This window comes from Desulfitobacterium sp. (assembly GCF_034927245.1).
In the GTDB taxonomy this organism is placed as follows: Bacteria; Bacillota; Desulfitobacteriia; order Desulfitobacteriales; family Desulfitobacteriaceae; genus Desulfitobacterium_A.
Window position 1 is genome coordinate 22434 of record NZ_JAYFQK010000057.1, and the last position, 20017, is coordinate 42450.

Sequence of the window (20017 nt, forward strand, 5' to 3'; positions counted from 1 at the left end):
TTAGGCTCGGCTTAAGCTAAGGCGAATCTGCGAAAGCTTATTTGCCACCGTTCCATCCATAACCCGATCACCAATTTGAACCATAATGCCACCGATGAGTTCAGGTCGGACTTCCTTAACCATACGTACATTTTTTCCGGTTATCCGAACCAATTCCTGATGCAAACGTTCTTCTTGGATTTCGCTCAAAGGCGCTGCACTTGCTACCCTTGCCTCAACAATGTTGCGCGATTGATCCGCAAGCAACTTAAACTCCCGTTCTATGTCAGGAAGCAAAGTTTCTCTTCTCTTATCAATTAGCAAATAGAAGAAACGACGAACTGTATCACTCAAATTGCCTGATAAGAGCTTGTCCATAATCGCCTTCTTCTCGGTCAATGAAATGTGTGGATGGTAAAGGAGATGTGCAACCTCAGCATTTCCTTCAATTAAGCCTGTAAGCTGCCCGAGCTCGTTCTCTATTTGATTTAGATCCTGTTGCAGCGCTAATTCAAATAAGGCCTGTGCATACCGACGGGCTAGAGCTCCCTTTAACATGGCAATTCCCCTACTTCTTGAATAAATTGCTCAATGAGATCTTCTTGACCTTTAACATCTAAGTTTTTACGAATAATCTTTTCAGCTACAGCAACCGATAAATCCGCAACTTGGGCTTTAACTTGCGAAATAGCTAAGTCACGTTCGCGCTCAATATCTGCAAGGGCCGCATTCTTAATCTTTTCAGCCTCGACATGAGCCTCTGCCAGAATCTCCGCAGACCTATCTTCGCTCAATTTGGTCGCCTTTGCGATAACCTCTTGAGCTTCTTGACGAGCCTTGCGCATCTCTTCCTGATACTCGCGTTTTATTTGTTCAGCCTGCTGGCGTTCTTTTTCTGCTTGGGCAATATTGGACTCAATAAAATTACGGCGTTCTTCCATCATATTCATGAGTGGATTCCACGCCCATCGTCTAAGAATATAAACGAGCACTAGGAAAGATAAAATTTGGGCGACAAGCGTCCAATCAAACGATATGGGATTCACAGTTTACCCCCCTCTCAAGTCTAGTCCATCGATGAATGATTTTTTCAAGGGGGAACGATCGTTCCCCCTTGTTTTGACGGGCTGGGACTTAAGACTCAAGCCCAATTCAATTCAGACTTACTTCGTAAACATGAGAAGAAGAGCTAGTACCCATGTCAATAGGGGCAGTGCTTCAACAAGACCAACACCGATAAACATGGTTGATTGTAAAGCGCCTTTAGCCTCAGGCTGCCGAGCAATTCCTTCTATTGTTTTAGTAATTAAGCTTCCATTACCAAGTGAAGCTCCGAGGGCTGCTAATCCAGCAGCAATTCCTGCACCAAGTGCAGCTGCAGCAGATACGTCCACAGAGTTTCCTCCTTTCTTATTCCCATAAAATAATTGCTTAATATTTATCAGCAGTGCGCTTGCCCCGCTGAAACCTAACATTTTAAATTAATTTTATGTTGACTACTATTCGTCGCCCACAGCTTGAGCAACATATGCCGTTGTCAGTACTGTAAAAACATAGGATTGGATAGAACCAATAAAAACACTAAAAGCCAACCAAATCGCATCGGGCAGAATTCCTGTCATAACCCATATTCCCGGAATCATCAAGATGACACTAATCATGACCTCGCCTGCGAAAATATTTCCAAAAAGACGAAAGGCTAATGTTAACGGTTTAGAAATCATATCAATCAAGTGGATTAACAGGAATACCGGATTAGGTTCGAGAAAATGTTTAAAATAATGTCCGCCTTGATGCTTGATCCCCATCCCCACAACCAAAATCATCGTCAGCAAGGCCAAAGCTGCTGTCGTATTGATATCTGCTGTAGGTGACATCCATGAGGCCCCTTCAAAGATCTTATTGAGCTGCGCGAACTCAACATTATGGAAAAGATTCAATGTTAAATTCGGAAGCAATCCAAACATATTGGAAACAAATACAAATAAAATTAAAGTGATTAGGTAGCCTAGAATAGGACGCGCTTTTTCTAAATCCATAGTATCGGAAACAAGCTTACGAACAAAGTCAACCATCCACTCTAAGATATTTTGCATTTTGCCCGGTTTTCCGCTCGTTAAATTCCGTACTCCTGAAAGCACAAATACCAAAACAACGACCATAACCAACCAGGTCATCACAAGTGTCTTTCCATGGAAGGTCATATTATTCCCCAAATGCCATAATACCGTTTCCTCATGCATTACTCATACCTCACCCCTTTCCAATTTTATGTAATCTATTATCGCTATAATCAGCGAAACCACAAGGCCTAAAGCAATTCCTAAGGCTAAGCTTAAAAGCCAGCCTTTTTGAAAACGGCCTACTGTAGCAACAACTAAGGTAACAAAGCCCAAACGCGAAAAAAAGCTTCGGCGGGATTGCCGAACAGCCGTCGATATCTCTAAGTTAACGCTTTTCTGAACGTTTCTAAAAAGCCATTGGGTATAAATAAACCCTGTCCAATATCCCACAACAGCTCCAATCAGGCTGCTATTATGGGTAAAGCTCATTATTAGGAATAACACCGAAGTCCCTAAAAGTAAAGAAACCAAATTACTTTTTGTCATCCGTGTTCACAAGCTTTCTCAAACCCAACACTAAATTGCTTCCTCCAAAGATTAACCCTAATATCATAAAAAAAAGCTTTAACCACGGTTGGGTTCCCCACCGCTGATCCAAAAAATTGCCCAGCAAGTAGCCGCCCCAAACTAAGACCGCCAACGTGGTCGCAATACTTGTCCCAAAAGCCATTGCTTTAGCAACGGTTAAACGGTTATTGCCCATTCAAGCCTACCTCTACCCAGGACTCATAATAGCACAAGTATACAATATCCGCCATTTCAAATCAACTTTTTGACCTTAAAATATTCTGAAAAACGAATATTTTTAATGACTTTTACGATACGCCCTGACGCTTGACCATCTCCATAGGGATTGACGGCATGGGCCATAGCCTGAAATACCTTTGTATCCGTCAATAGTTTATTTAAGCTTTCTGTAACTCCTTCGTAGGATGTGCCCACTAAGGAAACTGTCCCTGCTTCAACTGCCTCTGGCCGCTCGGTAGTGTCCCTGACCACTAAAACCGGTTTTCCTAAAGAGGGAGCTTCCTCCTGAATTCCTCCGGAGTCGGTCAAAATAATATAGGCTTTAGACATTAAATTGACGAAAGGTTCATACCCCATCGGTTCGATAAGATAAACACGTTCATGCCGGCCTAAAACCTCATTAACAACTTTCCGCACGGAAGGGTTTTTATGAACCGGGAATACGATATAGGTATCCGGATTATGCTCAAGTACATTGGCTAACCCTTGATAGATTTGACGCATCGGTTCCCCGAGATTTTCCCTGCGGTGCGTTGTGACCAAAATCATGCGCCGCTTCTGTTCCCGCTTAAGAATTGACTCTACATCCTGATCATTGAAACAATATTTTGGATTCACGGTATTTAATAAAGCATCAATAACCGTATTTCCCGTTACAAAAATTCTTTCCTCAGGCACCCCTTCCCGAAGCAGATTCCGTTTTGCCGTGTTCGTAGGGGCAAAATGTAAATCCGCAATCGCGCCTGTCAATTTACGGTTCATCTCTTCCGGAAAAGGGGAGTACTTATTTCCGGTCCGCAAGCCTGCTTCGACATGGCCTACGCGAATATGGGCATAAAATGCAGCCAATGAGGCGACAAAGGTTGTTGTCGTATCACCATGAACCAAGACTAAATCCGGTTTAGCCTTTGCGAAAACCCCGGCAAGCCCATTAAGGGCTCGCGTTGTAATATCAACGAGGGTCTGCCCTGATTTCATCAAATTCAGGTCATAATCCGGTCGAATCTTAAATAGCTCCAATACCTGATCAAGCATTTCTCGGTGTTGGGCTGTCACAGCGACCTGACATGGAACTGATTCTCTTTGAAGGGCTTTAACGACAGGGGCCATTTTGATCGCTTCTGGGCGTGTGCCAAAAACCACCATGACCTTTGGTTGCTGTTTCACCGCTCGTTACTCTCCTTTAAACGTTTTAAAGTCTTCTTCCGAGGACAGATGAATTAGCTCAAGATTCGCTTCCGCTGCGAGTTGGTGGGCCAAATCATCCGGATAGGGATTTGCATAGATCACTCGCTTGATCCCGGCATTGATGATCATTTTCGTACAGAGAACACAAGGTTGGTAGGTTGTATAGAGATCTGCCCCATTGATTTCCACCCCATGCTTGGCCGCCTGTACGAGCGCATTTTGTTCGGCATGAACCGCTCTGCAGATCTCAGTCCGTTCTCCGGAAGGAATATTCAGCTTTTGCCGTAAACATCCTACCTCAGCACAGTGCTGCAATCCCGTCGGACTCCCATTATATCCCGTACTTAAAAGCTGCTTATCCTTGACGATCACCGCGCCAACCTGGCGGCGCAGGCAGGTGGACCGTTCTGAGACCACCTGTGCCATTTTCATAAAATAATTATCCCAGCTTGGCCGTTTTTTTTGCATGTCTGTCACTTCGTTCCGAATAATCGGTCCCCGGCATCACCTAAGCCCGGTATAATATAACCATGATCATTCAATTTCTCATCAACCGCAGCGACGAAAATCTCAACATCATTATGTTCGGAAGTGACTGCTTTTATCCCCTCGGGAGCCGCGATAAGGCACATCAACTTAATGCTTCGTACCCCTCGCTTTTTTAAAAATGTGATAGCTGCCGAAGCGGATCCCCCTGTCGCCAGCATCGGATCAATGACGATCAAATCCCGCTCTTCAATATCGGTAGGGAGTTTACAATAATATTCGACAGGTTTCAGCGTTTCCGGATCACGATATAAGCCAATATGACCCACTTTTGCAGTAGGAATGAGTTTAAGCATCCCGTCAACCATTCCCAAGCCTGCACGCAGGATGGGAACCAGTCCAACCTTCCTTCCTGCAATGACTTTCGTTTTCGTTTTGGCAACGGGAGTCTTGACTTCAATCTCTTCCAGCGGGAAATCTCGGGTAACCTCATAGGCCATAAGCATTGCAACTTCCTCGACAAGTTCTCGGAAGTCCTTTGACCCGGTCTCTTCGTCTCGAATCAAGGAAAGCTTGTGTTGAATCAAAGGATGATCGAGTACGTGTACTTGTGCCATAAATAAGTCAACTCCTAATCAAGATTTGGATATAACGGGAACTCCTTGCATAGGCTTGCAACGATTTCCTTTGCTTGAGAAAAACTCGTCTCATCTTGTTTCGTTAAGGCAAGGTCAATCGCCTCGGCAATACGCTCCATTGCCTGAGGATTCATCCCCCGTGTAGTAACCGCAGGTGTACCGATTCGGATTCCGCTTGTCACATTCGGACTTGCAGGATCATAAGGAATGGTATTTTTATTGACGGTAATTCCTACCTCATCAAGAATATGCTCGGCTTCCTTTCCGGTCAACCCTTTGGGGCGTACATCAACAAGGATCAGATGATTATCCGTACCTCCGGAAACAAGACGGAATCCCTTCTTCGTTAAGCTTTCCGCAAGAGTCTTGGCATTGAGCACGATATTTTTTTGATACTCTTTAAACTCCGGTTTAAGTGCCTCCCCAAAGGCTACTGCTTTTGCCGCAATAACATGCATCAGCGGCCCGCCTTGGATTCCGGGGAATATCGCCTTATCAATAGCTTTAGCATATTCCTCTTTACAAAGAATTAATCCTCCTCTGGGTCCACGCAGAGTTTTATGCGTCGTTGAGGTTACAAAATGAGCATAAGGAACCGGGCTTGGATGAATTCCTGCGGCAACTAAGCCCGCAATATGTGCCATATCCACCATCAGCAGACTTCCCGCTTCATCCGCAATTTCCCGCAGCTTCGGAAAATCGATAATTCGGGGATAAGCACTCGCCCCGGCAACGATCAGCTTGGGATGATGCTGAAGGGCTAATGTCCGAACTTTTTCATAATCAATAACTTCTGTTTCAGGTTCCACTCCATAAGCTACAAAATTAAAATACTTCCCGGAAAGGTTAACCGGGCTCCCATGCGTTAAATGTCCGCCATGAGACAGATTCATGCCCAGAACCGTATCTCCCGGTTTAAGGACGGCGAAGTAAACCGCCGTATTCGCTTGTGCCCCGGAATGAGGCTGGACATTGGCATGATCGGCTCCAAAAAGTTTTTTAATTCGATCTCTGGCTAAATCCTCAACGATATCAACGTATTCGCATCCCCCATAATAGCGTTTACCCGGATACCCTTCGGCATATTTATTGGTAAGTACGGAGCCTTGAGCCGCCATGACAGCACGGCTGACGAAATTTTCGGAAGCAATAAGTTCAATTTTATGGCGCTGACGTCCTTCTTCTTGGGCAATGGCTTCGGCAACCTCAGGGTCCTGGGGAAGAATCCACTCTTTAATATAATCCATAATATTCCCACTCCTTTAGTCTCACTTTTTTTGGCACCTATTCCGGGTAAACCGCCCTTGGCCCCCCAATAAGACGAGGTCGAGTTCGGGCCATTGTTAAATGGGCTTCCCCAATTTCCTTAATCTCAAGACGGATCGGTACGACAACAGGACGCAAATGCATCCCAATAAATGTATCTCCAATATCAATACCGGCATGTCCTTTAATACTCTCCACCATCAAGGGAGCTTTGAAGCTTTTCCACGCTTTAACTGACATTGCTCCGCCGGCTTTCAGCCCGGGAAGAACGGTTACAGGCTCAAGCCCATACCGTTCCACACATTCTTCTTCAACCACTAGGGCGCGGTTAATATGTTCGCAACCCTGAACCGCAAGGAAAATTCCTTGTTCTCTTACTTTCTGAAGTAATGGAGGCAAGAGAATGTCTGCAACCTCTGTACTGCTGCCTTTTCCGATATGCTGTCCCAGCACTTCGCTGGTGCTGCAGCCTAAGACAAGTATTTGACCTGAGTGTAAATTTGCCTGCAAAAAGAACTCATCGAGAACCTGCTGCCAAGTCTCGGCAATTTTCTTTAGCTTCTCTAGCAAGTCCAACTGCGCCTCCTTAGAGCTCTTCCCCATTTTCAATCGAAGTCAGTAGGTTTACGCGCCTTGCGTGACGTCCTCCGGCAAAGGGGGTCTTAATAAAAATATCAACGATATCCATTGCCAAGCCTACTCCTGTCACCCGCCCGCCTAGGGCAAGCACATTGGCATTATTATGTTCACGAGACATCCGTGCGGAATAAGTCTCCGTGCATAAAGCCGCCCGGATGCCCGGGATTTTATTGGCTGCCATTGAAATTCCCAGTCCTGTTCCGCAAATAACAATTCCCAGATCGGCGTCACCCCGCAAAACGGCTTTCCCGACCTTGAAACCAAATTCCGGATAATCCACAGATTCCTTCGAATTCGTTCCTAAGTCCAATACTTCTATGCCCTGCTCCTTCAAATGCGTAAGAATTTCGTTTTTGAGTTCGAAACCGCCATGATCTGCTCCCAGTGCAATCTTCAATTGTTCTCCCTCCGCTTGTCAACGATTTTGTAATCTAAAAAAATTCTACACTATAATCTATAATCCCTGCTGGAATCGTTAAAAATTGCTTATTGCTTAAGATATTTTTAATCACTTCTCGTATATTTATCCACGGCTAACCGCCACTAATACTTCTGCTTATTTTATCTTCATCTTTAGCTCGTGTATCAGCTTCTCAATCTCATCAGCACACAGTTCATAAGTCTGAAGCGACCCTCCATAGGGATCCACAATGTTCCTGTCTGCAGATCCCCAGGCGCCCAGTCGGCGCATCTTATCTGCATACTTCGGATAAAGCATAGTAAGACGAGCCTCCTGTTCCTTCGTCATGGGAATGATCCAATCGGCCTCTTCAAGAAGCCCCGGACTAACCTGCCGAGCACAATGGGCAGAAATATCGATCCCCCGCGCTTTCATCACATTTAAAGCGTGCTCACTTACAGGTTGTCCTTCCCAGGCACCCATACCCGCCGAACCTACATCGAAACCGGGCCCAAGAATTTTCTTGGCTAAGCCTTCGGCCATAGGACTACGGCATGTATTCCCGGTACAGATAAATAACAGCTTTATTGTGAGCACCTCTTTTCTTAGAAATCATATAAGAAATCAACAACCATAGCTAAACTAGCATCTTCACCCCGATGAGTATGAGCACCACTCCTCCTAAGACCTCGGCCCGTTGTCCCATCCATGACCCCACAAACCTTCCCAGAAGAAGACCGCTGCCCATCATCACACCTGCTACAATCCCCATCACAAGGACTGTGAGGGCAATAGGACTATCCACTGTTCCTAAGGAAAACCCAACGCTCAGCGCATCCAGACTAACGCTCACGGCTAAAGCATAGACCCCGATCCCCTGTAACGAAACACCCGAAGGAAGCCGGACACGCTTCAGGGCTTGGCGAGCCTCGGAAAACCGATAAGACTCCGGAGCAGGCTGCCAAACATGATAGAGCATTCTCCCGCCCAGCCAAAGCAGAATGACCGCCCCAATACCCTGAGCCAGTTTTCCCAGAACCATACCCATGGCCTGACCCAACAAGAGTCCTGCTAAGGGCATAATAACATGGAAAGCCGCGACAACAAAAGAAAGTTTAAGGATCATTCTTTTGCCGATACCAACCAGTCCTATCGCCAAAGCCAACGAGAACGCATCCGCTCCCAAAGCAAGAGAAAGCGCCAATACCAAAGCGAGGTTCAAGATTTGCACCCCCGATCAGAAGTCAGAAGCGGGTACGTATTTTCAGACCGCTTTTTGTACACTGTCAGAAAGTATAACCTTCGGTAGTATACTTTCTTCCAGCATAAGTGCAACCAGCGGTTTTCGCCCTCTAAGCTCGGCGAAAGCCGGGTTTTCTTTACCCTACGATGCATGCGGGTTAGTCTGGCAGGGTAAGAGCGACTAGGACGCTGCCACGCTTCGCTCGCCACCGACCAAGTCTTCTTTACCCTACGATGCATGCCGTTAGTGCGGCAGGATAAGGGCGGCTAGGACGCTGCCTCGCTCCGCTCGCCACCGACCAAGTCTTCTTTACCCTACGATGCATGCGGGTTAGTCTGGCAGGGTAAGGGCGACTAGGACGCTGCCTCGCTTCGCTCGCCACCGACCAAGTCTTCTTTACCCTACGATGCATGCCGTTAGTCTGGCAGGGTAAGAGCGACTAGGACGCTGCCTCGCTTCGCTCGCCCCGACCAAGTCTTCTTTATCTTATGCGCGGGGGCATTTTCAAATGCTCTCTAAACATACCAAATATTATGGCCGGAAGCCTTTTCCAGCCGGTTCATAATGGCAAAGCCTATGCCGTTTTGGGATACCCCTTCAGCAAGGATGGTATCAATACCTTGTTCATCGCAAAGTCTCAAGCCCTCATAAAGGCTGGAAGCTACTTCTTCCGGGCGTTCCTCGGAACCGAGAACAAAGAGCAGTTCGGGCCGTTGACTATGCAGATGTGACGCGCTCTCCAGGGTGCAGAGGACCCCGACCTTTTTAAGACGGCGATGTGCTTTCAGGATTTCCTCGGTGATCCGCGTTAATACTTTCTCCCGTTCGCCAATCAGGAGGAATAGCTCTCCTTTAGGTGCGTAATGTCTGTACTTCATACCCGGTGCCTTCGGAGGCTGATCACCTGAAGGATGATCAATGGAAACCTTCCCCAAAACCTCTTCCAGTTTCTCTCTCGTTACTCCGCCGGGACGCAGAATACAAGGGATCTCGCCCGTTAAATCAAGCACGGTGGATTCGACCCCCACATCACAAACTCCCCCATCCAAAATAAGCGGAATCCGTTCTTTTAAATCCTTCCAGACATGAATTCCATTCGTAGGACTCGGTTTGCCGGAGAGGTTAGCGCTGGGGGCGGCAATCGGAACGCCTGCCTTTTCTATTAAGGCTAAGGCTATAGGATTATTCGGCATTCTGATCCCCACCGAGTCTAATCCTGCCGATACGGTATCCGGAATAATTCCCGTTTTAGACAACACAAGGGTGAGCGGTCCCGGCCAAAAAGCGCGCGCACAACGCTCCGCCCGCTCACTCCAGCCATTAACCAGCGGCTTCATCATATCCAAATTGGCAACGTGCACGATCAATGGATTATCCTGAGGACGTCCCTTGACCTTGAAAATCTCGGCACAGGCCTGGGGATTAAGTGCATTTGCCCCTAAACCGTAAACTGTTTCAGTCGGAAAAGCGACCAGTTGTCCATTCCGAATCAGCACCGCCGCTTCTTCAATATACTTTGGCTCCGGATCTTGACTATTTATATAAAAACGTTTTGTCTCCATAAAACTTCACCTCGTACTGAACTCCGCATAAACAACCCGGTCCCGTCCTCCATAATCCTGAAAAACCCGGGTTAAAAATCCTTCTTTTTGAAAAATATCCCGGACCGCCTTGGCCTGATCCCAGCCAATCTCCATCAGAATTTTACCCCTGGGCTTAAGCAATGACGATGCAGCCTTCGCTAAACGCGAATAAAAAATCAGACCATTCTCGGCGCCGACCAAAGCCATTTTAGGTTCTTTAAAGATTTCCGAAGCAAGCGAACCATATTCTTTTTCGGGGATATAAGGCGGATTTGTCACAATCCAATCCCAGTATTCCCCCCGGATCGGCTCACAAAAATCTCCTTCTCGCCACTCAACCCGCACGTTATTCTGCCGCCCATTATAACGAGCCACCTCAAGGGCAGCCGAAGATAAATCCGTACCGACGACAAACGCTTCCGGCCAAAAATGAGCAATCGACACAGCAATTGCTCCGCTTCCGGTGCACAGATCGGCAATACGGACTTCTGCCTCAGAAGATAAGTTCTTAAACTCAAGCAATTTCTCAACCAGAATCTCACTATCCGCTCGGGGAATAAGCACCCTCTCATCAACATAAAAACCGAGTCCCATAAATTCCTGATTTCTGAGGATATATTGCAAAGGTTCACGTGCCGAGCGACGGGCTATTAAGCCGAGATATCGTTTAAGCTGTTCGTCAGTAAGCACTCTTTCCCGTTCAAGATAGAGCTGTTCACGACGCCCGCCTAAAACATGGCTTAATAAGAGATCCGCATCCCAGCGCGAATTGTCCACTTCCGCTTCTTTTAATTTTAGTTCTCCCCATTGCAACGCCTCAAAGATCTTCATTAGTCCTCCGTTTTTAAACGTTCCGCTTGATCTGTCGTAATCAACGTTTCCACAATCTCATCCAAATCGCCCAGAAGGATACTGTCAAGGCGGTGCAGCGTAAGCCCGATTCGGTGATCCGTAACCCGTCCCTGCGGGTAATTATACGTCCGGATCCGCTCACTTCGATCCCCGGTTCCGACTTGGCTTTTTCGCGCCGAGGCCATTTCTCCGTGGGCTTCCTCCTGCGCCTTTTCCAAGAGCCGCGCCCTTAAGACACGCATAGCCTTTTCTTTATTTTTCAACTGTGATTTCTCATCCTGACATGATACGACTGTTCCTGTCGGCAGGTGAGTCAGGCGGACGGCGGATTGAGTTGTATTGACACACTGTCCTCCCGGACCGCTGGCACAGAATAGGTCAATCCGAATATCATTGGGGTTGATATCAACCTCAACCTCTTCCGCTTCCGGCAATACCGCAACCGTTGTTGTGGAAGTATGAATTCTTCCCCCGGATTCAGTCGCGGGAATCCGCTGTACACGATGGACACCGCTCTCAAACTTAAGCTTGCTATAAGCGCCCTGTCCTTCAACAAGGAAAACAATTTCCTTAAACCCACCGATATCCGTATAGCTCGCACTCATGAGCTCTGTTCGCCAGCCCTGGCGTTCGGCGTATTTCGTATACATCTTATACAAATCTCCGGCAAAAAGGGCTGCTTCCTCTCCGCCGGCACCGGCCCTGATCTCCATAATGACATTTTTTTCGTCATTCGGATCCTTCGGCAAGAGAAGAAGCTTCATCTGTGTCTCTAATTCTTCACGTCTTGATATCAGTTCTTCCCGTTCCGACTCCGCCATTTCCTTTAATTCAGGATCAAGCTGTTCACCGAGAAGGCTTTCTGTATCCTCCAGGTTCTTCAGTACCCCTTGATACTCACGGTAGGCTTCAACAATAGCAGTCATTCCTGCTTGGGCCTTGGCATGCTTCTGCCACTCCTCCTGATTGGCAATGACCTCGGGATCACTCAGGAGTTGAGTAAGCTCATCATAGCGCCTTTCAATTTCCGTTAATTTTTCGAGCATTTTTTCACCTCAACAATTTAGCCTATGGCTAACCTCTCATCAGGTCAGTATATTATATTAAAAAAAGTTCCTAGCCTGACTCTAGGAATTCTCTCCACCTTCTGCTCAATTCATGATCAATCGATGCTGAATTTAAAAAAGCAGAGCATGCGCTCTGCTTTTTCTCCAGCAACGACCGCAGGCCGTTGTTCTTTGTCTTACATTCCGTATTTCTTCTTAAACTTATCAACCCGTCCGCCAGCATCAACAAAGCGCTGGACACCGGTATAGAAGGGATGACACTTCGAGCAAATTTCCACCTTGATATCCTTTTTTGTGCTACCGGTATGAATCACTTCACCGCAAGCGCAAGTAATTGTGGTTTGCTCATATTTTGGGTGCGTGTTTTCTTTCATATCGTCACCTTCTTTCTACCGAATATTCAACGGATTATTCATGAGTTCAAACGATCTCGAAAATTTCCGTACTGTAAACCGGTCAACTTTTAAAAGTATAGCATACTGAAACCCAGGCGGTCAAGATAACAATTTTTAGTTCCACGAATTTCAACATAAAATTTTATCCGTTTCTAACCGCCGCAAATACTCCAGCTTTTCAAACCTACTCTAATACGCCGTTAAAAAATCCGCGGGATTCAATGCTTGACCATTCTTCCGTATTTCAAAATGAAGATGTGGCCCCGTAGTGTTGCCCGTATTTCCCGATAAGGCGATCGGTTCACCGGTCCTAACTTGCTCTCCGGCTTTAACTAAGACCTGATCATTATGTGCGTATAAGGTTTGAAAACCATTTCCGTGATCGATCAAAACGGTTAAACCATAGACTCCTATCCATCCGGTCTTGACAACTTTTCCCGATCGTGCGGCACTAATGGTCGTTCCGGTATTTACGGCGATATCGATTCCATGATGAAATTCTTTGTCTCCCCGCCGGCCGTATTCCGAGCTAATCCGGCCCCCAACCGGCCACTGATAAGCAACGACGGTACCGCGGGATATTTCCGGTGTTCTTGAATTATCCCTTAGACCCACATTTTCGCGTATCGTTAAAGTCTCCCCGGGAGACATTTGATTGGCATAAGGGTTATCTTCTAAGATCTGGGCCCTTGTTGTCCCATACTTTTTAGCTAGGGAATCAAGATTCTGACCCGGCTCTATTGTCACAACAGAAAAACAATTCGCTGATCCTATCCCACTTGAATATGCCGGAACCGCTGCGTAAATAATAATAACAAAGGCAAAAGCGGCACACTTTCGTACGAATTGGTCATACCGCTTTTGCCCATCCTCTGGAACTAACATTTCTTTGGAAGCACCTCAGTTTTGGATAATATTTCCGCAAAAAGCAGACTAAACTTTAGTCTTTCCAAACTTCGGTGATTAAATACTATGCCTCTGTATCTTTGATTAAAACGCCCTTCATCGCATATTTAGGTTTCTTATCAAAGCGATGCTGGGCTTCGATAAAGCGAACAGTTCCGGTTTTTCCCCTCATCACAACAGTATGAGTAGAAGCTCCCTGTGCCGTGAAATTTACTCCGCGCAATAGCGGCCCTTCCGTAATCCCGGTAGCGGCAAAGAATACATCATCAGATTTTACTAAATCATCCAAGGTCAAAAGTTTGTTGACATCATCAATTCCAAGCTTCTTTGCCCGTTCTATATCATCATCATTTTCCGGCCAAAGCCTACCTTGCATTTCTCCGCCTAAACACCGCAAAGCTGCAGCTGCTAAAACGCCCTCGGGTGCACCGCCGACTCCAATCATCATATCCACGCCGCTGTCTTCAATCCCGCAAGCCACAGCCGGGGAAACATCCCCATCTGTTATGAGGCGGATTCGAGCACCGGCCTCTCTTACTTCTTTAATCAATTTTTGATGGCGGGGACGATCCATAATAACAACCGCTAAATCGTTAATATTCTTGCCAAGGGCTTTGGCTACATTTGTGAGATTTTCAATCACAGGGGCATCGATATTAATCTTGCCTTTCGCTGCCGGTCCGACGGCAATCTTATCCATATACATATCAGGGGCATGCAGAAGTCCGCCTTTTTCGGCAATGGCCATTACAGCAATGGCTCCCGACAAGCCTTTTGCCACAATATTCGTTCCTTCCAAAGGATCGACAGCTACATCAAGTTCAGGTGCCTCACCCGTACCCAGGCGCTCCCCAATGTAAAGCATAGGAGCCTCGTCCATTTCTCCTTCACCAATAACAACCGTACCGTCCATATGAATGGTATCGAAAACCGAACGCATGGCCTCAACTGCGGCATCATCCGCAGCCTCCTTATCCCCACGTCCAACCCAACGAGCAGATGCCAAAGCTGCTGCTTCTGTTACACGGGCAAATTCCATCGTTAGCTCTCTTTCCAAGATGCTCCCCCACTTTCATATTCCTAAAACGTTAAAATATTAACAAACAAATTTGAATTTTTGTTCATCATAATTCTCGGAATCGATTTTTATTGTGCCATACTTTTTATGGAGTTTCAAGCTAAATAGGAATACTTTATGGCTAAACATGCAAAAGATCCCTTCAAAAAGGGACCTTAAAATAATATTAGAAAGCAAGTTTACTTTATCCTACGATGCATGTTGTTAAGTCCGGCAGGATAAGGGCAACTAAGCTTCCTGCGGCGTTATCACTTGCAGAAAGCAAGTTTACTTTATCCGAGTCTTTTCCAATCCGCTAAGAACTTTTCAATTCCCGCATCGGTTAACGGATGTTTAAATAGCTGAAGCAATACTTTAAAAGGAACAGTGGCAAAATCCACACCGAGTTTGGCGGATTCAGTTACATGTACCGGATTTCGTATGCTGGCGGCAATCACTTTGGTATCAATCGCGTGAATACTAAAGATATCGCAAATGTCGTCCACCAGGTTCAAGCCATTTTCCCCAATATCATCTAATCGTCCCAAGAAAGGGCTGACATAGGTCGCACCCGCTCGGGCTGCGAGCAATGCCTGAACCGCATTAAAAATCAAGGTTACATTAGTATTAATTCCTTCTTGGCTAAGAACCTTAACCGCCTTTAATCCTTCTTCTGTCATGGGAATCTTGACCACGATATTGCGGTGCATTCCGGCAAGTTCCCGCGCTTCTTTCAGCATTCCATCCCGGTCAAGGGCAATGACTTCGGCACTAATAGGACCATCCACTACTTGTACAATTTCCTGAAGCAAGGTGTGAAAATCTTTTCCCTCTTTGGCAACCAAGCTTGGATTAGTTGTGACTCCGGCGATGACACCCATATTCCAGGCTTGAGTGATTTCCTCCAAATTAGCAGAATCTAAGAAAAACTGCATCAGTAGCATTCCTCCTATTTAGGTTTCTTTCAATTATGCCTTACCACTGCTGCCAAAAATCCGAATCTTTTCGCGAATCACTGCGGTTGCTGCTTCCCTGGCCGGTTTAAGCATTTTACGCGGATCGATTTCCCGCGGATTCTCTTCCATCACCTTGCGAGCTGCGGCGACAAACGCCTCACGGATATTTGTATCAATATTGACCTTACAAACCCCTAAAGAAACCGCTTCACGTATGGCATCTTCCGGAACACCTGAAGAACCGTGCAAAACGATCGGCGTGTTCACCCGTTTTCTAATTTCCTTTAAGCGTTCAAAATCAAGTTTCGGCACACCTTTATATTGACCATGAGCCGTTCCGATCGCAATAGCCAGCGCATCGACCGAAGCTTCCCTTACAAAGCGTTCAGCCTCGCTTGGATCTGTAAAGAGTGCTTCACGATCACTTACGGAAATATCGTCCTCAGTACCTCCGATTTTCCCGAGTTCCGCTTCAACCGAGACACCCAGCGGATGAGCCACTTCGATCACTTTATTGGTCAGGGCAATATTTTCATCAAGAGGAAGTTTGGACCCGTCGATCATAACCGAAGTGAACCCGTTGCGAATACATTGAACGACTTGAGTAAAGCTTGTGCCATGATCAAGATGCAGGGCAACCGGTACACTTGCGTGAGCAGCCGCTAATTGAGTTAAGGCCGCAATATACTCTATTCCCGCATATTTAATCGCACCTTGGCTTGCCTGAATGATAACAGGAGACTTCTCCTCCTCGGCAGCCGCTACAATCGCCTGAACGATCTCCATATTATTACAGTTAAAAGCACCTACGGCATAATGTCCTTGCTGTGCTTTCTTTAGAAGTTCCGCGACAGGAACCAAACTCATAATTTTACTCCTCCTCGTTCATCTTTATGCGTTGGTGGGGTCTTTTGGGGACGATTGATTAACCATGTTTTATTCTCTTCCAATTTGAGCGATGTCATACCTTCGAAAATCGCAATATTTTCTGTGCATTCTCCATAGATTATGCCTACTGCGTCACATTCTTCACAATATAGTTCGACGCGGTCTGGCAATAATTCGAAAGACAAATGCCGATTCCCACAACCACAGCTTAAAGCTCCGTCTTTAGCCAGATCATGAAGATGGTCCAAAAGCCGCAGCATGACCTCGGGATTTTCAAATTCTTCTTCATAGCCCAGTTCCGCCGCTAATTCACCAATAGACTTTTCACGCTCATGACACGCTTGAGCAACCTTTTGTTTCGGCCCGACAAAACCGATCGAAGATTCAACCTCGGGACAGTTCAGCGGTAATGCCGTTTTTCCCCAAATCGCACCGCGTGTTAATCTTAAATAGTGTACCTCACCGCAAAATGCACAGTGATAAGACACATTAAAATGCCGGTGATCACGACTGGCTACCGATAATAGCAGTTCACCACAATGGCAATATAAATTTTCTCGCCCTTTACCTGCGAATGCAAAAAGAGAAAGGGCATGAAATTCTAGTTCACCACATTTTGGGCATTGGATGGCCACTGACGTATTTGTCGTCAGGATCATAATTCCCACCTCTTTCTACATGAACTATACTTCGGCATATCTCGGAGTTTTCCTGCATCGTTTTCTTCAAAAAAAATCTGCAAATGGGATATAAAAAGAGCCTTCCGAACGCGGAAAGCCCCAGAAATCTTTATATAATTTTTATATCTAATCTCTCAAAAAAGCCTTAGTAAAATTAACCGGCAGAGGAACTTCTTACTTCCTTCTGCTCGAGAATCTCACGCACATGATCCCTGAGTTCGAACAGATCAAAAGGCTTGCTTATGTAATGAAGCACTCCTAACTCACGTGCTTGCTCCATGTTTTGAGCATCCCCATAGGCAGTCATCATAATGACACTGACTTTCTTATCAAAGGACCGAATTTCACGCAGTGTATCAATCCCATTCATCCCAGGCATTTTCATATCCATCAATATGATATCTGGTTTGAATTCTTCAAGGCTCTTGAGTGCATCTTTTCCGTTAGCCGCCATCACTACTTCGTGATTTTCTTCGCGAAACGTTTCATAAAGCAGCCGTCTAACCCCCAGCTGATCATCAACTACCAGAATATTAGCCATACTCTCACCCTTTCACTCGTGGTCAAGTTTAACATATTCTGGTTTGACTGGTAAATATCCTTCTTTTATCTCTCTTTTTAAAAAAATCCTTTTTTCCTTACTATAAATGCGAGGGATACGTGCACTTGCTAAAGTCCTTCGCAAGGGGATAATGACCTCATCCCCAACTTGGCAAGGACGATCCCCAACATCCAAGATCGTCAGCTGCATCCCGACTTTTCCGGCGACAGGTACAGTCTGACCTTGCAGTGTTGCATTTTCGCCCCCTAAATAAATTCCAAAAAGGGCGAGGAAATTCTTGATCACAATTTTAATAAAATCCCAAAATCCCTGGGGAACAAAATGGGGAATCACTCCAAATCCGTCGGCATAGCCAACCGGAATAACGGCAAGCTGCGTCTCTTTTTTGGTTTTGTAAATACTTTGATACCCCACAAATGTTCCTTTGGGTACTTTTCGCAGTTGAACAATTCGAGTCTTCGCAGCCCAAGGATCCTTAAGCTTAAGCTTGCCGGCAAAACCGGGGGCGGGAACGTGTCCAATCAGAAGTGTCCCAATTCTCACAAAGTCATGATGCCACTGCGGATAATCCAAAAAAGCCGCACTGTTGCAGACATGTTTTAGCAGGCCGCTTAGACCCAATTCCTCTAATCGATTCACACCCTTTTGAAAACGTGTATATTGCTCTTGGGTATAGCTGCGGTCTCTTTGCGCACCGCGAGCAAAGTGAGTATAGATGCCCACTGCTTTAACCCGAGAACATTCCCCCAGCATTTTGGCTAAGTCCTCTAAATTTTCGTAAAAGAAGCCTGTGCGCCCCATGCCTGTTTCCAGCTTAATATGAACTTGGAGCGTTTTCCCTAAGCTTAAAGCACACTGCTCCATATCCTCGATCTGTCCTAAGCCGGAGAGGGTTAACTGCAAATTATTTTTCAGCGCTTCGTTCAATTCATCTTTCAAAACCGGACCCAGGACGAGAATCTGCGCTTCAATCCCATGTTCACGTAAAATAACCCCTTCGGCAACTGTTGTTACCGCAAACGCTTCACAACCCGCTTCCTGAAGAACACGAGCAACCTCCACCGCACCCATTCCATACGCATCTGCTTTGACAACCGCCATCAGACGACTTTGGGGCTGAAGATGACTGACAATCTCTTGATAATTATTGATAACCGCGTCTAAATCAATCTCGATCCAAGTCGCGCTCACCTTAGCACCTTCTTTACTGATTCCCCTTGTTTTTTCCGATGTGCCGGATTTTACCGACAATCCCTTTAACGACATCCGAATATACCGGTTCTAAACGGTTCCAAAGCGTGTAAATAAACGGTCGGTAAACTAAATCCCATTCCCCGATGAATTCAGTGTAATCTCCATTGAATCCTTTCTTGAAACGGTAAAGTCCGTAAAGCGGATTATCCTCGGTCAAATTGCCCGGTACGCCTCGAAAATCATAAAGTGTGCATCCCTTGGATTTAGCCCAACGGATCATTTCCCATTGAATTAAATAATTCGGCATAACATTGCGATGCTCATTTGAAGAAGCACCATATAAGTACCACGCTTTTCCTCCGATAACTAAGGCCAGCGTTCCCGAAACAATCTCACCCTCATACTCAGCCAAGAAGAGTTCGGCTAAACCCGCCGGATAAAGCAAATCATACATATCCTCAAAGTAGCTGTAAGAACGCACAAGGAAGTGATCCCGCTCCGTGGTTTCTTTGAGAACACGATAAAATTCCGGAAGCTCCGCCTTTGTTCCGATCCGGATTGTAACCCCTTTTTTCTGAGCCAGTCTTACATTGTAGCGTGTTTTTTGATGCATCTGCTTAAGTAGAGTTTCTTCATCCGGAGAAATGTCCAAACGGAAGACATATTTGGGCTGAACACCTTCAAAACCTTTGCCCGTTTCCGCGGATTTAAACCCGTGAGAGCGTAAATAATTTTCAAGCTGTTTATCTGATGAGGGAATATCGGGATCTACTTTTAAGAAAATAGCTCCCCGTTTCTTCGCTAATTTCTTGACCTCAGCTAAGAGCGCATCAAAGAGTTTTTCATCCTGCCAAGAAAGCACAGGTCCCCGGGAGGCATAAAAAATGGGAATTCCCACCACGGGAAGTTTACGCTCCAAGATCGAAACGGCGGCAACAATTTCCCCGTTTTCCTCCATGATCAGCCGCCAAGGATGCCAGCTTGTCCGGCTTTTGAGCTCTCCCCATTCCCATGTTTGCAAAACATGACCTTTCGGATGACGGGCCATAAATTCATCAAAACGATCCTTTTCTGTTGCATCAATCCAACGTGCAGTATAGGGCATTCTTTTTAGCCTCCAAAATCAATCTATTAAATTCTTTCCATTTCAGAAGATTCACAAACTACT

Annotated in this window: 26 protein-coding genes; all 26 read right to left on the reverse strand. The window is 46.0% G+C overall.

Annotation, left to right across the window (positions count from 1 at the left end; genetic code table 11):
- The 26 genes from VB077_RS13935 to VB077_RS14060 all read right to left on the reverse strand — a co-directional run bounded on the left by VB077_RS13935 (nt 1) and on the right by VB077_RS14060 (nt 19954).
- Nucleotides 1-537 (reverse strand): F0F1 ATP synthase subunit delta, encoded by a 537-nt coding sequence (locus VB077_RS13935; protein ID WP_323415862.1) that lies wholly within the window; start codon nt 535-537, stop codon nt 1-3.
- Complete coding sequence (atpF, locus tag VB077_RS13940; RefSeq protein WP_323415863.1) at nt 531-1025, reverse strand: F0F1 ATP synthase subunit B; 495 nt, start codon at nt 1023-1025, stop codon at nt 531-533. The genes VB077_RS13935 and atpF overlap by 7 nt, the downstream gene beginning before the upstream one ends.
- Before the next feature lie 117 nt (nt 1026-1142).
- On the reverse strand, nt 1143-1373 hold the full coding sequence (gene atpE, locus VB077_RS13945) for a F0F1 ATP synthase subunit C (protein WP_006716806.1): 231 nt from the start codon (nt 1371-1373) through the stop codon (nt 1143-1145).
- Between the two features lie 105 nt (nt 1374-1478).
- Nucleotides 1479-2222: a F0F1 ATP synthase subunit A gene (gene atpB, locus VB077_RS13950; RefSeq protein WP_323415864.1), complete on the reverse strand. Its 744-nt coding sequence runs from the start codon at nt 2220-2222 to the stop codon at nt 1479-1481.
- Nucleotides 2223-2225: 3 nt separating this feature from the next.
- The gene (locus VB077_RS13955; protein ID WP_323415865.1) at nt 2226-2588 is read right to left on the reverse strand and encodes a hypothetical protein; all 363 of its coding nucleotides are present in this window, start codon (nt 2586-2588) and stop codon (nt 2226-2228) included.
- Nucleotides 2575-2805, reverse strand: coding sequence for an AtpZ/AtpI family protein (locus VB077_RS13960; protein ID WP_323415866.1), 231 nt, complete (start codon nt 2803-2805; stop codon nt 2575-2577). Before VB077_RS13960 ends, VB077_RS13955 begins: the two co-directional genes overlap by 14 nt.
- A gap of 56 nt (nt 2806-2861) precedes the next feature.
- Nucleotides 2862-3995 (reverse strand): non-hydrolyzing UDP-N-acetylglucosamine 2-epimerase, encoded by a 1134-nt coding sequence (wecB, locus tag VB077_RS13965; protein WP_416337068.1) that lies wholly within the window; start codon nt 3993-3995, stop codon nt 2862-2864.
- Between the two features lie 27 nt (nt 3996-4022).
- Nucleotides 4023-4505, reverse strand: a complete 483-nt coding sequence (locus VB077_RS13970; protein WP_323415868.1) for a dCMP deaminase family protein — start codon at nt 4503-4505, stop codon at nt 4023-4025.
- A 5-nt stretch (nt 4506-4510) separates the two neighbouring features.
- Nucleotides 4511-5140: a uracil phosphoribosyltransferase gene (gene upp, locus VB077_RS13975; protein ID WP_323415869.1), complete on the reverse strand. Its 630-nt coding sequence runs from the start codon at nt 5138-5140 to the stop codon at nt 4511-4513.
- 14 nt (nt 5141-5154) lie between these two features.
- Nucleotides 5155-6408 (reverse strand): serine hydroxymethyltransferase, encoded by a 1254-nt coding sequence (glyA, locus tag VB077_RS13980; RefSeq protein ID WP_323415870.1) that lies wholly within the window; start codon nt 6406-6408, stop codon nt 5155-5157.
- Nucleotides 6409-6445: 37 nt separating this feature from the next.
- Nucleotides 6446-7030: a TIGR01440 family protein gene (locus VB077_RS13985; RefSeq protein ID WP_323415871.1), complete on the reverse strand. Its 585-nt coding sequence runs from the start codon at nt 7028-7030 to the stop codon at nt 6446-6448.
- Nucleotides 7014-7463 (reverse strand): ribose 5-phosphate isomerase B, encoded by a 450-nt coding sequence (gene rpiB / locus VB077_RS13990; RefSeq protein WP_323415872.1) that lies wholly within the window; start codon nt 7461-7463, stop codon nt 7014-7016. Before rpiB ends, VB077_RS13985 begins: the two co-directional genes overlap by 17 nt.
- Nucleotides 7464-7622: 159 nt before the next feature.
- Nucleotides 7623-8063 (reverse strand): low molecular weight protein arginine phosphatase, encoded by a 441-nt coding sequence (locus VB077_RS13995; protein ID WP_323415873.1) that lies wholly within the window; start codon nt 8061-8063, stop codon nt 7623-7625.
- Between the two features lie 40 nt (nt 8064-8103).
- Nucleotides 8104-8688 carry a manganese efflux pump MntP family protein gene (locus VB077_RS14000; RefSeq protein ID WP_323415874.1) on the reverse strand — a complete coding sequence of 195 codons (585 nt, stop codon included), beginning with the start codon at nt 8686-8688 and terminating at the stop codon, nt 8104-8106.
- A gap of 536 nt (nt 8689-9224) precedes the next feature.
- Complete coding sequence (locus VB077_RS14005; RefSeq protein WP_323415875.1) at nt 9225-10271, reverse strand: L-threonylcarbamoyladenylate synthase; 1047 nt, start codon at nt 10269-10271, stop codon at nt 9225-9227.
- A gap of 6 nt (nt 10272-10277) precedes the next feature.
- Complete coding sequence (gene prmC, locus VB077_RS14010; RefSeq protein ID WP_323415876.1) at nt 10278-11123, reverse strand: peptide chain release factor N(5)-glutamine methyltransferase; 846 nt, start codon at nt 11121-11123, stop codon at nt 10278-10280.
- Nucleotides 11123-12190, reverse strand: a complete 1068-nt coding sequence (gene prfA, locus VB077_RS14015) for a peptide chain release factor 1 (protein WP_323415877.1) — start codon at nt 12188-12190, stop codon at nt 11123-11125. Before prfA ends, prmC begins: the two co-directional genes overlap by 1 nt.
- Before the next feature lie 197 nt (nt 12191-12387).
- The gene (rpmE, locus tag VB077_RS14020) at nt 12388-12585 is read right to left on the reverse strand and encodes a 50S ribosomal protein L31 (protein WP_323415878.1); all 198 of its coding nucleotides are present in this window, start codon (nt 12583-12585) and stop codon (nt 12388-12390) included.
- A 210-nt stretch (nt 12586-12795) separates the two neighbouring features.
- A complete protein-coding gene (locus tag VB077_RS14025; protein WP_323415879.1) occupies nt 12796-13491 on the reverse strand; it encodes a LysM peptidoglycan-binding domain-containing M23 family metallopeptidase in 696 nt (231 codons plus the stop codon).
- Nucleotides 13492-13576: 85 nt separating this feature from the next.
- Nucleotides 13577-14569: a class II fructose-bisphosphatase gene (glpX, locus tag VB077_RS14030; RefSeq protein ID WP_323415880.1), complete on the reverse strand. Its 993-nt coding sequence runs from the start codon at nt 14567-14569 to the stop codon at nt 13577-13579.
- 293 nt (nt 14570-14862) lie between these two features.
- Complete coding sequence (gene fsa / locus VB077_RS14035; protein WP_323415881.1) at nt 14863-15504, reverse strand: fructose-6-phosphate aldolase; 642 nt, start codon at nt 15502-15504, stop codon at nt 14863-14865.
- A 33-nt stretch (nt 15505-15537) separates the two neighbouring features.
- Nucleotides 15538-16392, reverse strand: a complete 855-nt coding sequence (locus VB077_RS14040; RefSeq protein WP_323415882.1) for a class II fructose-1,6-bisphosphate aldolase — start codon at nt 16390-16392, stop codon at nt 15538-15540.
- The gene (locus VB077_RS14045; protein WP_323415883.1) at nt 16389-17072 is read right to left on the reverse strand and encodes a hypothetical protein; all 684 of its coding nucleotides are present in this window, start codon (nt 17070-17072) and stop codon (nt 16389-16391) included. The genes VB077_RS14040 and VB077_RS14045 overlap by 4 nt, the downstream gene beginning before the upstream one ends.
- Before the next feature lie 175 nt (nt 17073-17247).
- Nucleotides 17248-17634, reverse strand: a complete 387-nt coding sequence (locus VB077_RS14050) for a response regulator (protein ID WP_323415884.1) — start codon at nt 17632-17634, stop codon at nt 17248-17250.
- Between the two features lie 12 nt (nt 17635-17646).
- Nucleotides 17647-18846, reverse strand: a complete 1200-nt coding sequence (gene alr / locus VB077_RS14055) for an alanine racemase (RefSeq protein ID WP_323415885.1) — start codon at nt 18844-18846, stop codon at nt 17647-17649.
- Nucleotides 18847-18859: 13 nt separating this feature from the next.
- Nucleotides 18860-19954 carry a lipid II:glycine glycyltransferase FemX gene (locus VB077_RS14060; protein ID WP_323415886.1) on the reverse strand — a complete coding sequence of 365 codons (1095 nt, stop codon included), beginning with the start codon at nt 19952-19954 and terminating at the stop codon, nt 18860-18862.
- Between the last annotated feature and the right edge of the window lie 63 nt (nt 19955-20017).

Coding starts and splice junctions, on each gene's coding strand:
- glyA (WP_323415870.1), bottom strand. CDS start 6,408: ATGGATTATATTAAAGAGTGGATTCTTCCCCAGGACCCTGAGGTTGCC.
- fsa (WP_323415881.1), bottom strand. CDS start 15,504: ATGCAGTTTTTCTTAGATTCTGCTAATTTGGAGGAAATCACTCAAGCC.
- atpB (WP_323415864.1), bottom strand. CDS start 2,222: ATGCATGAGGAAACGGTATTATGGCATTTGGGGAATAATATGACCTTC.
- VB077_RS14005 (WP_323415875.1), bottom strand. CDS start 10,271: ATGGAGACAAAACGTTTTTATATAAATAGTCAAGATCCGGAGCCAAAG.
- VB077_RS13955 (WP_323415865.1), bottom strand. CDS start 2,588: ATGACAAAAAGTAATTTGGTTTCTTTACTTTTAGGGACTTCGGTGTTA.
- VB077_RS13985 (WP_323415871.1), bottom strand. CDS start 7,030: ATGGGGAAGAGCTCTAAGGAGGCGCAGTTGGACTTGCTAGAGAAGCTA.
- rpmE (WP_323415878.1), bottom strand. CDS start 12,585: ATGAAAGAAAACACGCACCCAAAATATGAGCAAACCACAATTACTTGC.
- VB077_RS13935 (WP_323415862.1), bottom strand. CDS start 537: ATGTTAAAGGGAGCTCTAGCCCGTCGGTATGCACAGGCCTTATTTGAA.
- upp (WP_323415869.1), bottom strand. CDS start 5,140: ATGGCACAAGTACACGTACTCGATCATCCTTTGATTCAACACAAGCTT.
- VB077_RS14040 (WP_323415882.1), bottom strand. CDS start 16,392: ATGAGTTTGGTTCCTGTCGCGGAACTTCTAAAGAAAGCACAGCAAGGA.
- prmC (WP_323415876.1), bottom strand. CDS start 11,123: ATGAAGATCTTTGAGGCGTTGCAATGGGGAGAACTAAAATTAAAAGAA.
- VB077_RS14060 (WP_323415886.1), bottom strand. CDS start 19,954: ATGCCCTATACTGCACGTTGGATTGATGCAACAGAAAAGGATCGTTTT.
- VB077_RS13970 (WP_323415868.1), bottom strand. CDS start 4,505: ATGCAAAAAAAACGGCCAAGCTGGGATAATTATTTTATGAAAATGGCA.
- VB077_RS14045 (WP_323415883.1), bottom strand. CDS start 17,072: ATGATCCTGACGACAAATACGTCAGTGGCCATCCAATGCCCAAAATGT.
- VB077_RS14050 (WP_323415884.1), bottom strand. CDS start 17,634: ATGGCTAATATTCTGGTAGTTGATGATCAGCTGGGGGTTAGACGGCTG.
- wecB (WP_416337068.1), bottom strand. CDS start 3,995: ATGGTGGTTTTTGGCACACGCCCAGAAGCGATCAAAATGGCCCCTGTC.
- VB077_RS14025 (WP_323415879.1), bottom strand. CDS start 13,491: ATGTTAGTTCCAGAGGATGGGCAAAAGCGGTATGACCAATTCGTACGA.
- prfA (WP_323415877.1), bottom strand. CDS start 12,190: ATGCTCGAAAAATTAACGGAAATTGAAAGGCGCTATGATGAGCTTACT.
- VB077_RS13960 (WP_323415866.1), bottom strand. CDS start 2,805: ATGGGCAATAACCGTTTAACCGTTGCTAAAGCAATGGCTTTTGGGACA.